This is a genomic window from Pseudomonas sp. FA-1, from assembly GCF_056856075.1.
In genome coordinates this window covers 1-13,751 of the sequence record NZ_JBWXTH010000012.1, presented here as the reverse complement: position 1 = coordinate 13,751, position 13,751 = coordinate 1, and the positions used below count along the sequence as shown (strand labels likewise).

The window sequence follows — 13,751 nt, the reverse complement described above, 5'->3', positions numbered from 1 at the left end:
TATGTTGCCCAGGTACCTTTTCCCAGGTCGCCCAAAGGAGCTGCGGCATGCCACCGTTCGTCATCCAGCATATCGATCATATCGTCCTGCGGGTCCATGACCTGGACCGCAGCGTCGCCTTCTACCGTGACCTGCTCGGTTGCCAGGTGAGCCGAACCCGGGAAGACCTGGGCATGGTGCACCTGGCGGCAGGCACGTCGATGATCGACCTGGTGAGCCTCGATGGGCCGCTAGGGCGCCCAGGCGGGCCGGCGCCGAGCGGGCAGGGGCATAACCTGCATCACTTCTGCCTGCGCATCGAACCTTTCGACGCGCCTGCGCTGATCGGCTACCTGCAAGCGGCCGGGGTCACCGTGGAGCCTGCGGAGAAACGTTATGGCGCCGAGGGCGAGGGGCCCTCGCTGTATTGCTTCGACCCCGACGGCAACCAGGTCGAGCTCAAGGGGCCGGTGTCCTGTGAGCTTGGCCCGCGATAAGGGCCAAGTCCTTGCCAGGCGACGGTAATCGGGTGCTGCTCCTGTGGTCTTGCGCAGCGGTGCCCCCCAATACCCCGCGAAATCAAATTGGTTATCAAGTTTTGTAAGAGGATGCCTTTGCCTTTGCCTTCGCCGCGCCCCGCCGGGAGTAATGCCGGAGCGAGGGAACCCCGGAGCGTAGCGCAGGGGCCGGATGCAGGAGCCAGCGGTTTTTGCCTACTTTTGCCCAAGAGCAAAAGTAGGTCGCCGTAAAGGCGAAAAGGTGAATCAGCGCCTCCATGGCGAATGGAGTTTTCGCGGTTCCCATGCGCTCGGTGTTTGTTGAATCTGGAATCGTTGGTATTGATTTAAGCGAACAGTCCGTTTGCGAGGGCGACGCTGAATAACCTTTCCGCCCTTACGGCGGGTCACTTTTTGTCAAACGCTGATGTTAGGCATGATCAATCGCCGGCAAGCTGCCCCACGAGCAGCGCTAGTTACGGGTAATAGGCCGAAAATCTGGAATATTTCCTACAGATCCACCGATCAAGCAGAACACCTATAACGAGATGACTCTAAGCAAAGACAGCCCAACGAGATCATCATCGTGGCCCGACAGTCCCTTGCCCCACACGCCACACCCTCCCAGGCCGTGACCTTGCTGGTATTGGCCATGGCCACGGTGCTGGCGTCCGGCATCATGCCCCGCCACCGCGCCGACTGGCTGATGGAGAACCTCGTCCCGCTGGCCCTGATACTGGCCTTGGTCGTCGGTTGGCGCTGGTTGCGCCTGTCATGGCAGGCCTACCTGGCTATCCTGCTGTTACTGGCCGTGCATGAACTGGGGGCGCACTACACCTACGCCGAAGTGCCCTACAACCGTTGGTGGCAGAGCCTGTTCGACCAGTCGTTGAACGCGACCATGGGCTGGCAACGCAACCAGTACGATCGTTTGGTCCACCTGAGCTACGGCCTGCTGTTCTATCGGCCGCTGCGCGAAACGCTATGGCGTCTGACGCCCCTGCGTGGGGCTTGGCTCGCCTTTCTGGCGTTGAACCTGGTGCTGGCCACTTCGGCGTTGTACGAACTGATCGAATGGGTCGGTGGCCAATATGTGGGCACCGACACGGGCCGGGCTTTCGTCGCCACCCAGCGCGACCCCTGGGATGCGCAGAAGGACATGGCGCTGGCGCTTGGCGGGGCGCTGGCCAGTCTTGCGTGGGGCGCATTGCGGGGTGCTCGACCGCCCAGGTAATGCCGAGGAACATCCCGCGCCGACCTGGCGTCTCCCGACATATCGGGAGACGATCCAGAGGAGGTGCCCATGCCTGCCCCCGCCAAGACTCGGGAAGCTGCCGACCATGCGTTGCTGACGCTGCTGCGCCGCCATGGCGAGCCGCTGCCGAACATCGATGCGCCACTGTTCGGCGAGCTGTTCGACCGCTATGCCGACGCCAAGGTCGTGCTGATCGGTGAGGCCAGCCACGGCACCCGGGAGTTCTACCGGGCTCGGGCCGCCATCACCCGACGGCTGGTGGAGCGGCACGGCTTCACCATCGTCGCGGTGGAGGCCGACTGGCCCGATGCCGGCCAGCTCGATCGCAAGGTGCGGGGCCTGGGGACCGCGCCCACCCGCGACCCGGCGTTCGCGCGCTTTCCCAGCTGGATGTGGCGCAACGTCGAGGTGCGCGAGTTCATCCACTGGCTGCATGGCCACAACCAGCCCTTGGCAAGCGAGGCGCGTATCGAGTTCCGTGGCCTGGACATCTACAGCCTGCGCAACTCCATGGCCGAAGTGCTGGCCTACTTGGACCGCACCGACACCGAGCTGGCGCGAGAGGCCCGCCAGCGCTATGGGTGCCTGACCCCATGGCAGGACGACCCAGCCTTGTATGGGCACTTCGTCGAGCGCGGTGGCCAGGTGCCATGCGAGGATGCGGTGGTGCAGCAGCTCAACAGCTTGCTGGTCGAACGCCTGGCGCGCCTGGCCCATGATGGCGAAGCCTTCTTCAACGCTACCCAGAACGCCCGTGTGGTGCGGGCTGCCGAACAGTACTACCGGGCCATGTACCGCGGCTCGGCGGCCTCCTGGAACCTGCGCGACACCCATATGTTCGACACCCTGCGGGCCTTGCTCGCCCATCGCGGCGAGGGAGCCAAGGCGGTGGTGTGGGCGCACAATTCCCATATCGGCAATGCTGCCGCCACCCAGATGGGCTGGCGCGGCGAGCTCAACCTGGGTCAGCTGTGCCGCACCGCCTTCGGGCAGGATGCGGTGTTGATCGGCATGAGCACCGACCGTGGCCAGGTGGCAGCCGCCGATGACTGGGATGCCCCGGTGCGGATCAAGCAGGTCCTGCCGTCACGCCCGGACAGCTGGGAACGCCGTTTCCTCGATGCCGGCATCGCGGCCTCGTTGACCGACTGGCGCGGGGAGGGCACGCAGGCATTGCGCGAGGCCCTGGCCGAACCTTTGCTCGAGCGTGCCATCGGCGTCATCTACCGCCCGGCCACCGAGCGCCAGAGCCATTATTTCGAGGCGTCGCTGGCCGACCAGTTCGATGCCCTGGTGTGGATCGAGCAGACCGCTGCCGTCACGCCGCTGCCGGTGCCCGAGAGCGCCAGCCACGAGGAAGACACCTTCCCGTTCGGAGTCTGATGCCATGAATACCTATTTTTCCCAGCACCCTGTGTTCAAAGACCGTCGCCAGGCCGGGCGCGCCCTGGCCCAGGCGCTCAAGTCGCGGGTACAAGGCCAGCCGCTAGTGCTCGCCTTGCCCCGTGGCGGCGTGCCGGTCGCCTATGAAGTGGCCAAGGCGTTGGCTGCGCCACTGGACCTGGTGCTGGTGCGCAAGATCGGCGCACCGGGCAACGAGGAGTTCGCCGTCGGTGCCGTGGCCGAGGGCAACCCGCCTTACTGCGTGGCCGACCAGGCGATGATGGCGCTGTTCGGCGCCTCCCAGGATTGGTTCGACGCCGAGCGTGATCGGCAACTGCTGGAGATCCAGCGGCGCCGCCGGGCCTACTGCGGGGATCGCCCAGCCCCTGATGTGTCGGGCCGTGAGGTGGTGTTGGTGGACGATGGCGTCGCCACCGGCAGCACTGCCCGTGCCGCCTTGCTGGCCCTGGCCGCCATCGGGCCGTCGCGCTTGCTGTTCGCTGCCCCGGTGGGCGCGCGGGAAGCGGTGGCGATGCTGCGCCCCCTGGTCGATGAGCTGGTATGCCTGGAAATGCCCGAGCCGTTTCGTGCGGTGGGGCTGCACTATGACCGGTTCGAGCAGACCAGCGATGACGAAGTGGTGCGGCTGCTGGCGGCCAGCAGGATGGGCTGAGCGGTCCCATGGTGTCCCGACCATGTCGCTTGTCAAGGCGCGTGGTCGGGTTTGCATGGCTATCCGGGCAAAGCCGATTATTCTTCAACAGACCTTGCTGCGATCCTGGGCGGCTCGTCCTGTCGTGCTTCGCGCAATCGTGCACAACCCACGGCCTGGGTGCATTGGTGAATGGTAGTGCGGGGCACCTTCGGCCTATAGCTCATAGACGGAGGCAACCCATGGCGGTTATCGACAGCACGTCCACAGGCAGCAGTGCGCCCCAGCGCGGCATCACCCGGGAGGAGCGCAAGGTGATCTTCGCCTCATCCCTGGGCACCGTGTTCGAATGGTATGACTTCTACCTCTACGGCTCCCTGGCCGCGATCATCGCCAAGCACTTCTTCGCTGGGGTCAACGAAACCACCTCCTTCATCTTCGCCTTGCTGGCCTTCGCTGCAGGCTTTGCTGTGCGCCCGTTCGGCGCCATCGTGTTCGGCCGCCTGGGCGACATGATCGGGCGCAAGCACACCTTCCTGATCACCATCGTCATCATGGGCCTGTCCACGGCCGTGGTCGGCGTGCTGCCCAGCTACGCGAGCATCGGTGTGGCGGCGCCGATCATCCTCATCAGCCTGCGCCTGCTGCAAGGCCTGGCCCTGGGCGGCGAATACGGCGGTGCAGCGACCTATGTGGCCGAGCACGCACCCAAGGGCAAGCGAGGTTTCTTCACCTCGTGGATCCAGACCACTGCCACCCTCGGGCTGTTCCTGTCGCTGCTGGTGATCATGGCCTGCCGCACGGCGCTCGGGCCGGAGGCCTTCGAGGCCTGGGGCTGGCGCATCCCGTTCGTGTTGTCGATTCTGCTGCTGGCGATTTCGGTGTACATCCGCCTGCAGCTCAACGAGTCGCCGGTGTTCATGAAGATGAAGGCCGAGGGCAAGGCGTCCAAGGCGCCGTTGACCGAGTCGTTCGCCCGTTGGGAGAACCTCAAGGTCGTGATCATGTCATTGCTCGGCGGTACCGCGGGGCAGGCGGTGGTGTGGTACACCGGGCAGTTCTATGCGCTGTTCTTCCTGCTGCAGATGCTCAAGATCGACCCACAGGCCGCCAACCTGCTGATTGCCGGTTCCCTGTTGATCGGTACACCGTTCTTCGTGCTGTTCGGCAGCCTCTCGGACCGCATCGGGCGCAAGAAGATCATCATGGCCGGCTGCATCATCGCTGCGCTGACCTACTTCCCGATCTTCAAGGCGCTGACCGAGTACGGCAACCCGGATGTATTCGTGGCCCAGGAGCAGAACCCGGTGGTGGTGGTCGCCGACCCCGACCAATGTGCGTTCCAGTTCGACCCGGTAGGCAAGGCGCGCTTCACCAGCTCCTGCGACATCGCCAAGAGCCTGTTGGCCAAGCGTGCGATTCCCTATTCCAATGAAGATGCCGAACCCGGCAGCGTGGCGCAGGTCCGCATCGGTGACCGGGTGATCCCAAGCTTCGAAGGGGCCGGGCTGGCTGCGGCGGACTTCAAGGCACAGGGCGACGCCTTCACCACGACTCTGGGCACTGCACTCAAGGAGGCAGGTTACCCGGAGAAGGCCGACCCGGCGAAGATCCATTACCCGATGGTGTTGCTGTTGCTGACCCTTCTGGTGATCTACGTGACCATGGTCTACGGCCCGATCGCGGCCTGGCTGGTCGAGCTGTTCCCGGCGCGTATCCGCTATACCTCCATGTCGTTGCCGTACCACATCGGCAATGGCTGGTTCGGCGGTTTCCTGCCGACCGTGGCGTTCGCCATGGTGGCAGCCACGGGGGATATCTACTACGGGTTGTGGTACCCGATCGTCATCGCGGTGATGACGGCGGTACTGGGGATCTTCTTCCTGCCCGAGACCAAGGACCGCGATATCCATCATGCATGAGCGGGGCTGCTGCGCAGCCATCGCGGGGCAAGCCGGCACCCACAGGGGCTCGCGACAACAATGGCCTGTGGGAGCGGGCTTGTCCCGCGATCAGGGCGGGTCCGATATCGCCGTTGCCCGGCAAGGGCTTGCTGTTGATCGCGGGGCCGGTCGGACCGCCGCTCCTGCAGAGCCCGCGACAACGGGTTATCACCTAGTCGAAACAACCCCGCAAGGCATAGCGATAGCCGATGTCGACGCCCGCGCAATCGCCCCGGCTGTGGGTCTTGTTCAGCACGAACTCGAACGCCGGCTCGTACAGCCCGTCGCGCAGCACTGCCCCGGCAAGCACCTCGACCCGGTACCAACCGTTGTCCAGTTCGATAATCGGCCGGCCCGGTTGCTGGTAGCGCACCAGCAGATCACCCAGGGCCTTATGGGTGAAGTGCTGCAGGATGCGCCAGGTGAACAGCATCAGCGCGCGGTGCTGCACTTGCAGTACATAGCCCGGACGGCGGTGCTTCAGGCGGCTGCCGGGGGCGAGCAGGGCGGGGGTAGCCTCGTCGAGGCTGAAGATGATCCGGTAGGGCAGATTCTCGACCCCAGCCAGCGGCAGGACGATGCCGTCGAACACCGCCTGGTCACCGACATCGCTGCTGGTGAACGCCCCGGCCAGGTCATCAGGCAGGTCGTGTTCTTCTTTGTAGCGTTGTAGCAACTGGATATCGCCGAGGATGAAATAGTCGACCAGGTCGTTGAGTACTTCGCTGAATTCGTAGCGCATGGGTTTTCCTTGTTATGGCTGCGCTTGTTGCAGGAATCGGCACTTTAGCGGAAGGCTTGGCGACATTCACTCCGGGCGCTGTGCTCAGTGGCGCTGGGCGATCTGGATCAGGTTGCCGCAGGTGTCGTCGAACACCGCCACGGTCACCGGCCCCATGGCGGTCGGCGGCTGGGTGAAGCGTACGCCCGCCGCGCACAGGCGGGTGTATTCGGCCTGGATGTCGCGCACGCCGAACGAGGTGGCGGGGATGCCATCGGCCTTGAGAGCGGCCTTGTAGGTCCTGGCGGCGGGGTGGGCATCAGGTTCGAGCAGCAGCTCCACACCGTTGGGGTCGTTGGGCGAGGTGAGGGTCAGCCAGCGGTGCTGGCCCATGGGGATATCGTGCTTGGGCTCGAAGCCCAGCACATAGTGATAGAAGGCCAGGGCCTTGGCCTGGTCATCGACCAGGATGCTGGTGATCACGATTTTCATAGGCACGTCCGTTCTGCAGGCGGTTACCTGCAAGTAAAGACGTAATACGTATGTTCACCACCCTGTGCGGCGTGTGGAGGCGGGGTTGTCCCGCGATCAAGGGCGAAGCCCTTGCCGTGCGGCCGCGCTGGTAGGGCCAGCCCGGCCGCGGGTCAACCCGCTCTGGTGGTCAGTGTTTGCGCAGGAACGCCAGCAGATGCTGGTTCACCTGCTCGGCCGCCTCCATCTGCACCATGTGCCCGACGCCAGGTATCACTTTTGACTCGGCCTCCAGCCCTTGGGCATGGCTGGCTGGAATGATTGCGTCCTCAGCGCCCCAGATCACCATCACCGGGACGTTGCCGAGTACACCGCGCAGATCGTGCCGTTGCCGGTCGCCGTCGGCGATGGCCGTGGCCAGCTGGCGCAAGGCGTTGTCCACGCCCTCCAGGCGCTTGAACTTGAGCATGTCGTCGAGCATCTGCCGGGTGACCAGGCCCGGGTCGGCGAACAGCTGGCTCATCTGCGGCTTGAGCGCGTTGCGGTTGCCGGCCTCGACGAAACCTTGCAGATAGCGCCCATTGATCGCCTCGCCGAGGCCCGCGCTGGCCACCAGGCCCAGGCTGGCCACCCGTTGGGGGGCCAGGCGCGTCAGGTTCAGGCTCACCGCGCCGCCCATGGAGTGGCCGACCAGGTGGGCCCGAGGGATCTGCAAATGGTCGAGCAAGGTCAGCACCGCTTCGCTCAGTTCATCCAGGTCGCCCCGTTGCAGGGCCTTGGCCGACTCGCCGTGGCCGGGCAGGTCCAGGGCGATGACTCGACGCTCCACGGCCAGGGCCGGGTGGTTGAACAGCCAGTTGTTGAGGTCGCCACCGAAACCATGTACCAGCACCAAGGGCGTGCCGCCTTCGCCGAGTTCGAACCAGCGTAGCAGGCGGCCGGCTATTTCGGCCTTCTGCGGTACTGGGCCCTGGGCCTGCTCGGCACCCTCCTGGGCGACGAACTCGGCCTGGAAGCGCTGTACCACTGCATCGATTTCGGCATCGTCGGCCTCGCCTTCCACCACCACGGCGAGCAGGGCGCCCACCGGCAGGGTCTCGTCGGGGCGCGCCACCAGGCGGCGCAGCACGCCGCTGAAGGGGGCCTCGACGCTGCTGCTGATCTTGTCGGTCTCCACGTCCAGCACTTCGTCGCCTTTGGCGATTGCGTCGCCTTCTTCCTTGAGCCAGGCGTCCACCCGGCCCTCGGTCATCGACAGGCCCCACTTGGGCATAGTCAGGGTATGGATCTGGCTCATGCGGCACTCCTTGCGGCTTCGATCACCTTGCGCACGGCGGCCTCGATTTTCGCCGCATCGGGGATGTACAGGTCTTCCAGCGCATCGGAGAACGGTACCGGCGTATGGGGCGCGGTGACCATCTCGATCGGACCCTTGAGGGCGCCAAAGGCCTTCTGCGCGACCAGGGCGCTGATGTCGGTGGCCATCGAGCAGCGCGGGTTGGCTTCGTCGATCACCACCAGCCGGCCGGTCTTCTCCACGCTCTCGAGGATGCTGTCTTCGTCCATCGGGCTGGTGGTGCGCAGGTCCAGTACTTCGCAGTCGATACCCTGGCGGGCGAGGTTGGCAGCAGCTTCCATGGCCACGTGGACCATGCGCCCATAGGTCACCAGGGTCACGTCGTCGCCGTCGCGCAGGAAGTTGGCCTCGCCGAAAGGCACGCTGTAGAGCTCCTCGGGCACTTCGCCCTGCATGCCGTAGAGCAGCTTGTGCTCACAGAAGATCACCGGGTCGTTGTCGCGGATCGCCTGGATCAACAGGCCCTTGGCGTCGTAGGGCGAGGAGGGGCACACCACCTTCAGGCCCGGGATATGCGTCCATAGCGAAGTGAGCATCTGCGAATGCTGGGCCGCGGCGCGTAGGCCGGCGCCGTACATGGTGCGCATCACCAGCGGGGTGACGGCCTTGCCACCGAACATGTAGCGGAACTTGGCCGCCTGGTTGAGGATCTGGTCCAGGCAGCAGCCGGCGAAGTCGACGAACATCAGTTCGCACACCGGGCGCAGGCCTTGGGTCGCGGCGCCGACGGCGGCGCCCACATAGCCGATTTCGGACAGCGGCGCATCGAGCACGCGGCCGGGGAACTGATGATAGAGGCCCTTGGTGACCCCGAGCACGCCGCCCCAGGCATCGTCCTCGCCTGGCGCCCCGGCGCCGCCGGCAACGTCCTCGCCAATGATGAACACGCTGGGGTCACGGTGCATTTCCTGGGCCAGGGCTTCGTTGATGGCCTGCTGATAGCTGATCTTTCTTGCCATGGTGGTTCTCCTGTTGTTCTTGTTGTCCGGCCTTACGGGTAGCTGACGTAGACGTCGCTGAGCAGGTCGGCTGGCTGTGGCTTGGGGTCGGACTTGGCGCGGCGCACGGCGTCTTCGATCAAGTCCGCGACCCGGGCGTCGAGGGTGTCGAGCTGCTCGTGGCTCAACAGGCCGGCGCGGGTGGTCTTGTTGCGGAACTGCAGCAGGCAGTCGCGGCTTTCACGCAGGTTCTTCACCTCGTCCGGGGCGCGGTAGGTCTGGGCGTCGCCTTCGAAGTGGCCGTAGTAGCGGCTGAGCTTGACCTCGATCAACGACGGACCTTGCCCCGCGCGGGCACGCTCGATGGCGGCGCCGGCGGCTTCGTGCACAGCGAAGAAGTCGAAACCATCGATGGTCACCCCAGGCATGCCGAAGCCTGCGGCGCGGTCGGCGATATGGTCGCAGGCCACCGACCAGGTCGAGGCGGTGGCCTCGGCGTAGCCATTGTTCTCGGCGACGAAGATGCACGGCAGGTTCATGATCGAGGCCAGGTTCATCGCCTCGAACACCGCGCCTTCGTTGGAGGCGCCGTCACCGAAGAAGGCCACCGATACATCGTCGCGGCCCCTGATCTTCGCCGCCAGTGCTGCGCCGGCCACCAGGGGCGCACCGGCACCGACGATGCCGTTGGCGCCGAGCATGCCTTTCTCCAGGTCGGCGATGTGCATCGAGCCGCCCTTGCCGCCACACACGCCGGTCTTCTTGCCATAGATTTCCGCCATCATGCCGTACACATCCACACCTTTGGCGATGCAGTGGCCATGGCCGCGATGGGTCGAGGCGATGCAATCGCTGTCGCGCAGATGGGCCATGACCCCGGCGGCGGAGGCTTCCTCGCCGGCGTACAGATGGACAAAGCCAGGGATCTCGCCGGTGGCGAACTCCACATGCAGGCGTTCCTCGAAGGCGCGGATGGTGCGCATCACTTCATAGGCATGCAGCAACTGCTCGGAACTCAGTTGAGTGGACATCTTGTTGTTCTCCAGGGTTGTCTCAACACAGGGTTGCAGCGAGGCACCGGTGGTCCTTCGGGACCGCCAGCAGGTGATGTCGGGCGGCGTAGGCCAGTGCGGCCTCGACGTCCACGGTCAGCGGGCCGTTGGCGTCGAGGGTGACGGTGGGGGTGTCGTGCTCGGTGAATTCGATCTCCCGCTCACCATCCAGGGCCAAGGTGCCGCAGGGTAGGCTCAAGGGGTAGGCGATGCCTGGCTCGAGCCGGCCCGAGGCGCCGATGCCGCAGCCCTGCAGCAGGCCGGGGGCCAGCGGCGCGAGCAGGGCATGCTGGGCGTGTGCGTCCAGGTGCACCCAGGCGCCGTATGGGTCCAGACGCGATACCGGGCACCACAACCCGCACAGGGCGGAAAGGCCGATGGCATGGGGCTCGGCGAAGCAGGCGAAGACCTCGGCCAGGTCTTCGCTGCGAGAGAGCGCTCGGGCGCCGATGAAGCGCTGGGGTGACACGGCCACTTCCACCAGCGCCCATTCGCACACGTCCTGTTCCGGTACCTGCACCAGCAGGCGCTTGTTGCGGCGCAGGCCGATGCTGGCGGGCACCCGGCCAGTGGCCTGTAGCCCCCCAGCCAAGCCGGCGCTGGTGGCCTCGCGCAGTTCCGGGAAGGCGTTGTTGGTACCGGTGGACAGTGTCAGCAGCGGCACGTCCCCGGCTTCGGCGGCCACGGCCTTGTGGGTGCCGTCGCCGCCGAGCACGGCGATCATCGCTACGCCCCGTTCAACCATCAAGCGCGTGGCCAGGCGGGTATCGGCAACGGTCTGGCTCAGCGGCAGGTCGAGGATCTCCAGGGCCGGCCAGTGCTGGTCTCGTGCCACCGGGCCTTGGCTGGCCTTGAGCACGGCGGCGGCGATACCGGTCATATCGCTGGGCAGCAGCACCTGGGCGATGCCCGTGGCTCCGAAGGCGGCCAGCAGGCGCTGGATGGTCGAGGCCTTGTCGGTGCTGGAATAGAGGCCGGCAGTAGCGGTCAGGCGGCGCAGGTCGCGACCGGAGGCCGGGTTGGCGATGATGCCGATGGTCGGGGCAGGTTGCGTCATGGCGCACCTCGTTTTCTTGTTTGCCAGGGGCTGGAGCAAGGGCGGTGCCAGTTTTGCCATTTCGACTCGAAGTGCCCGTGCCAGAGCGGCTGCGCCCGGTGCTCGACGACCCCCGAGCGGTACCAGGCGAGACGCCGGGTGCCAGCTGCGCCAGGCGCAGGGCGAGACGCTGAGACGCAGCGTCTCAGGCGTGCCGATGATCACGCGGCGCTTGTCGGGCACTTCGTCGAGGCGCTTAATGGCCGCACAACGACAAGAACACGAGAACCGGAGGCCCGATGCTTGCCGCGAACTCCCGAGCCCATGTCGACTGCGTCAGCCGTGTGCTGAAGAACGCCGACCGCTTGCCCCAGGCACCGGTGCCGACGCTGATCCTCGACTCGTGGCGCCGCTCCATGGAGCTCTACCGACTGGACCCCGGCTCCTTGCAGGGGCCGCGTATCCTGTCCCAGGACCTGCTCAACGAGTGCCGTGAGCGCGCCGAACTGTTCCTGCGTATCGCCAGCGATGCCGTGGCCCGGTTGCACGAACGGGTGCGTGGCGCCGACTACTGCGTGCTGCTCACCGATGCCCAGGGGCGCACCATCGACTACCGGGTGGAGTCGACGATCCGCAATGACTGCCGCAAGGCTGGGCTGTACCTGGGGACTTGCTGGTCGGAGGGCGAGGAGGGCACTTGTGGGGTAGCCGCCGTGTTGACGAGCAAGGCGCCGATCACCGTCCACAAGCGCGACCACTTCCGCGCCGCCTTCATCGGCCTGACCTGCAGCGCGGCCCCGGTGTTCGATCCGCAGGGCGAACTGTTGGGGGTGGTGGATGTGTCGGCCTTGCAGTCGCCCGACGATCGGCGCAGCCAACACTTGATCCGCCAATTGGTGGAGCAGACCGCGCGGGAGATCGAGAACGCCTTCTTCATGCACAGCGCCCAAGGCCATTGGGTGATGCGCGCCCATGGCACGCCAGGCTACGTGGAAAGCCAGCCGGACTACCTGTTGGCCTGGGACGCCGATGGCCGCCTGCACGCTATCAACAGCCTGGCGCGCCAGCGTTTGCTGGAGCGCCTTGGCCGGTTGCCGGGGCATATCGGCGAGTTGTTCGACCTTGACCAGCTGCGCCGGGCCAGCGATGCCTCGGCCCAGCACCTGCCGGGCTGGGATGGGCTCTACGGTCGAGTCAGCGCGCCCCAGCGCCGGGCCCGGACGCTGTTGCCCCAGCAGGCCCAGGACGCGCGCATCGAACAGCACCTGCGCCTGGCCACGCGGGTCAAGGACTGCAACCTGGCCGTGCTGGTACAGGGCGAGACCGGCGTGGGCAAGGAGGTATTCGCCCGCCAGGTGCATCAGCAAAGCCTACGGCGTAACGGCCCATTCGTGACGCTCAACTGCGCAGCGATCCCGGAAAGCCTGATCGAGAGCGAGCTGTTCGGCTATGTGGCCGGGGCTTTCACCGGGGCTTCGAACAAGGGCATGCAGGGTCTGTTGCAGCAGGCCGATGGTGGTACCTTGTTCCTCGATGAGATCGGCGACATGCCGTTGAATCTGCAGACCCGCCTGCTGCGGGTTCTGGCCGAGGGCGAAGTGGCGCCCTTGGGCGCGGCACGGCGCCAACGTGTGGACTTGCAAGTGATCTGCGCCACCCACCGGGACTTGGCGGCGATGGTGGCCGATGGGCGTTTTCGCGAGGACCTGTACTTCCGCCTGGCCAATGCCCGTTTCGAGTTGCCGCCGTTGCGTGAGCGGGACGACCGCCTGGGGTTGATCCATCGGTTGCTGGCCGAGGAAGCCCAGGCCTGTGGCGTCGACGCCAGGTTGACCGATGCGGCGCTGGAGGTGCTGCTGACCTATCGCTGGCCCGGCAACCTGCGCCAGTTGCGCCAGGTGCTGCGTTACGCCTGTGCGGTGTGCGAGGGCGGGCAGGTGCTGCCTTTGGATCTGCCCGAAGAGGTGCGTGGTGCAGGGGCTCCCAGCGAGGCGGTTGCCTCCAGCCCCGCACGGCAGGTACTGCTCGATGCTTTGATCCGCCATCGCTGGAAGCCGGCGGAGGCGGCGCGGGCGCTTGGCATCTCCCGTGCGACCCTGTATCGGCGGGTGCATGAGCACCGTATCGAAATGCCCAGAATGAAGCTGTAGATCCATGAGAGAGCTTTTGTTTTTCTATCGCAGGCCCCGCTAGCATCCCACGATGCAAGCGGAGCCTGGGCCGTATTTGCACGGCTGAGAAGTATTAAACCAACCGAACAGTTGTTCCCACAGATACAGAGATACAGCGGGCGCCATTGAGCGCTGTGGGAGCCGGCTTGCCGGCGATTGGGCCGGGCAGGCAACCAACCGGCATATTTTTCGCCGCCGCCGCTTTTGCTCTTGCTTTTCCTACGCGATAGCCCAGGCGCCGCCAATCGCGACGTCAGGAGGCCGAGTGGAAGCCTTGCGCAGGTGGGTGCCAGGCA

General features: G+C 65.6%; 12 protein-coding genes. 6 read left to right on the top strand and 6 right to left on the bottom strand.

Features of this window, described 5'->3' with window-relative positions; translation table 11 throughout:
- Window positions 1–47 precede the first annotated feature (47 nt).
- From AC1MHZ_RS20095 to AC1MHZ_RS20075, 5 genes are all read left to right on the top strand, one after another.
- Window positions 48–476 carry a VOC family protein gene (locus AC1MHZ_RS20095; protein ID WP_482966829.1) on the top strand — a complete coding sequence of 143 codons (429 nt, stop codon included), beginning with the start codon at window positions 48–50 and terminating at the stop codon, window positions 474–476.
- A gap of 586 nt (window positions 477–1,062) precedes the next feature.
- Window positions 1,063–1,710 carry a DUF2238 domain-containing protein gene (locus AC1MHZ_RS20090; protein WP_482966828.1) on the top strand — a complete coding sequence of 216 codons (648 nt, stop codon included), beginning with the start codon at window positions 1,063–1,065 and terminating at the stop codon, window positions 1,708–1,710.
- A gap of 69 nt (window positions 1,711–1,779) precedes the next feature.
- Window positions 1,780–3,114, top strand: a complete 1,335-nt coding sequence (locus AC1MHZ_RS20085) for an erythromycin esterase family protein (RefSeq protein ID WP_368829019.1) — start codon at window positions 1,780–1,782, stop codon at window positions 3,112–3,114.
- A 4-nt stretch (window positions 3,115–3,118) separates the two neighbouring features.
- Window positions 3,119–3,787: a phosphoribosyltransferase gene (locus AC1MHZ_RS20080; protein WP_084859002.1), complete on the top strand. Its 669-nt coding sequence runs from the start codon at window positions 3,119–3,121 to the stop codon at window positions 3,785–3,787.
- Window positions 3,788–4,008: 221 nt separating this feature from the next.
- On the top strand, window positions 4,009–5,688 hold the full coding sequence (locus AC1MHZ_RS20075) for an MFS transporter (RefSeq protein WP_084859001.1): 1,680 nt from the start codon (window positions 4,009–4,011) through the stop codon (window positions 5,686–5,688).
- 193 nt (window positions 5,689–5,881) lie between these two features.
- On the opposite strand, the gene AC1MHZ_RS20070 is transcribed toward AC1MHZ_RS20075, so the two are convergent.
- From AC1MHZ_RS20070 to AC1MHZ_RS20045, 6 genes are all read right to left on the bottom strand, one after another.
- A complete protein-coding gene (locus AC1MHZ_RS20070) occupies window positions 5,882–6,451 on the bottom strand; it encodes a hypothetical protein (protein ID WP_084859000.1) in 570 nt (189 codons plus the stop codon).
- Between the two features lie 84 nt (window positions 6,452–6,535).
- On the bottom strand, window positions 6,536–6,922 hold the full coding sequence (locus tag AC1MHZ_RS20065) for a VOC family protein (RefSeq protein WP_084858999.1): 387 nt from the start codon (window positions 6,920–6,922) through the stop codon (window positions 6,536–6,538).
- A gap of 169 nt (window positions 6,923–7,091) precedes the next feature.
- Window positions 7,092–8,198, bottom strand: a complete 1,107-nt coding sequence (locus tag AC1MHZ_RS20060) for an acetoin dehydrogenase dihydrolipoyllysine-residue acetyltransferase subunit (protein WP_084858998.1) — start codon at window positions 8,196–8,198, stop codon at window positions 7,092–7,094.
- The gene (locus AC1MHZ_RS20055) at window positions 8,195–9,217 is read right to left on the bottom strand and encodes an alpha-ketoacid dehydrogenase subunit beta (protein WP_084858997.1); all 1,023 of its coding nucleotides are present in this window, start codon (window positions 9,215–9,217) and stop codon (window positions 8,195–8,197) included. The genes AC1MHZ_RS20060 and AC1MHZ_RS20055 overlap by 4 nt, the downstream gene beginning before the upstream one ends.
- Window positions 9,218–9,249: 32 nt before the next feature.
- Entirely contained in the window at window positions 9,250–10,227 is a 978-nt protein-coding gene (locus AC1MHZ_RS20050; protein ID WP_084858996.1) for a thiamine pyrophosphate-dependent dehydrogenase E1 component subunit alpha, read from the bottom strand.
- 22 nt (window positions 10,228–10,249) lie between these two features.
- Window positions 10,250–11,305 (bottom strand): ATP-NAD kinase family protein, encoded by a 1,056-nt coding sequence (locus AC1MHZ_RS20045; protein ID WP_482966827.1) that lies wholly within the window; start codon window positions 11,303–11,305, stop codon window positions 10,250–10,252.
- A 278-nt stretch (window positions 11,306–11,583) separates the two neighbouring features.
- Between AC1MHZ_RS20045 and AC1MHZ_RS20040 the strand changes: the two genes are divergently transcribed.
- The gene (locus AC1MHZ_RS20040) at window positions 11,584–13,434 is read left to right on the top strand and encodes a sigma-54-dependent Fis family transcriptional regulator (RefSeq protein ID WP_084858994.1); all 1,851 of its coding nucleotides are present in this window, start codon (window positions 11,584–11,586) and stop codon (window positions 13,432–13,434) included.
- The last annotated feature ends 317 nt before the right edge of the window (window positions 13,435–13,751 follow it).

Excerpts from the sequence above, each read along its gene's own strand:
- AC1MHZ_RS20095 (WP_482966829.1), top strand. The coding sequence starts at position 48 with ATGCCACCGTTCGTCATCCAGCATATCGATCATATCGTCCTGCGGGTC.
- AC1MHZ_RS20085 (WP_368829019.1), top strand. The coding sequence starts at position 1,780 with ATGCCTGCCCCCGCCAAGACTCGGGAAGCTGCCGACCATGCGTTGCTG.
- AC1MHZ_RS20080 (WP_084859002.1), top strand. The coding sequence starts at position 3,119 with ATGAATACCTATTTTTCCCAGCACCCTGTGTTCAAAGACCGTCGCCAG.
- AC1MHZ_RS20075 (WP_084859001.1), top strand. The coding sequence starts at position 4,009 with ATGGCGGTTATCGACAGCACGTCCACAGGCAGCAGTGCGCCCCAGCGC.
- AC1MHZ_RS20070 (WP_084859000.1), bottom strand. The coding sequence starts at position 6,451 with ATGCGCTACGAATTCAGCGAAGTACTCAACGACCTGGTCGACTATTTC.
- AC1MHZ_RS20065 (WP_084858999.1), bottom strand. The coding sequence starts at position 6,922 with ATGAAAATCGTGATCACCAGCATCCTGGTCGATGACCAGGCCAAGGCC.
- AC1MHZ_RS20060 (WP_084858998.1), bottom strand. The coding sequence starts at position 8,198 with ATGAGCCAGATCCATACCCTGACTATGCCCAAGTGGGGCCTGTCGATG.
- AC1MHZ_RS20055 (WP_084858997.1), bottom strand. The coding sequence starts at position 9,217 with ATGGCAAGAAAGATCAGCTATCAGCAGGCCATCAACGAAGCCCTGGCC.
- AC1MHZ_RS20050 (WP_084858996.1), bottom strand. The coding sequence starts at position 10,227 with ATGTCCACTCAACTGAGTTCCGAGCAGTTGCTGCATGCCTATGAAGTG.
- AC1MHZ_RS20045 (WP_482966827.1), bottom strand. The coding sequence starts at position 11,305 with ATGACGCAACCTGCCCCGACCATCGGCATCATCGCCAACCCGGCCTCC.
- AC1MHZ_RS20040 (WP_084858994.1), top strand. The coding sequence starts at position 11,584 with ATGCTTGCCGCGAACTCCCGAGCCCATGTCGACTGCGTCAGCCGTGTG.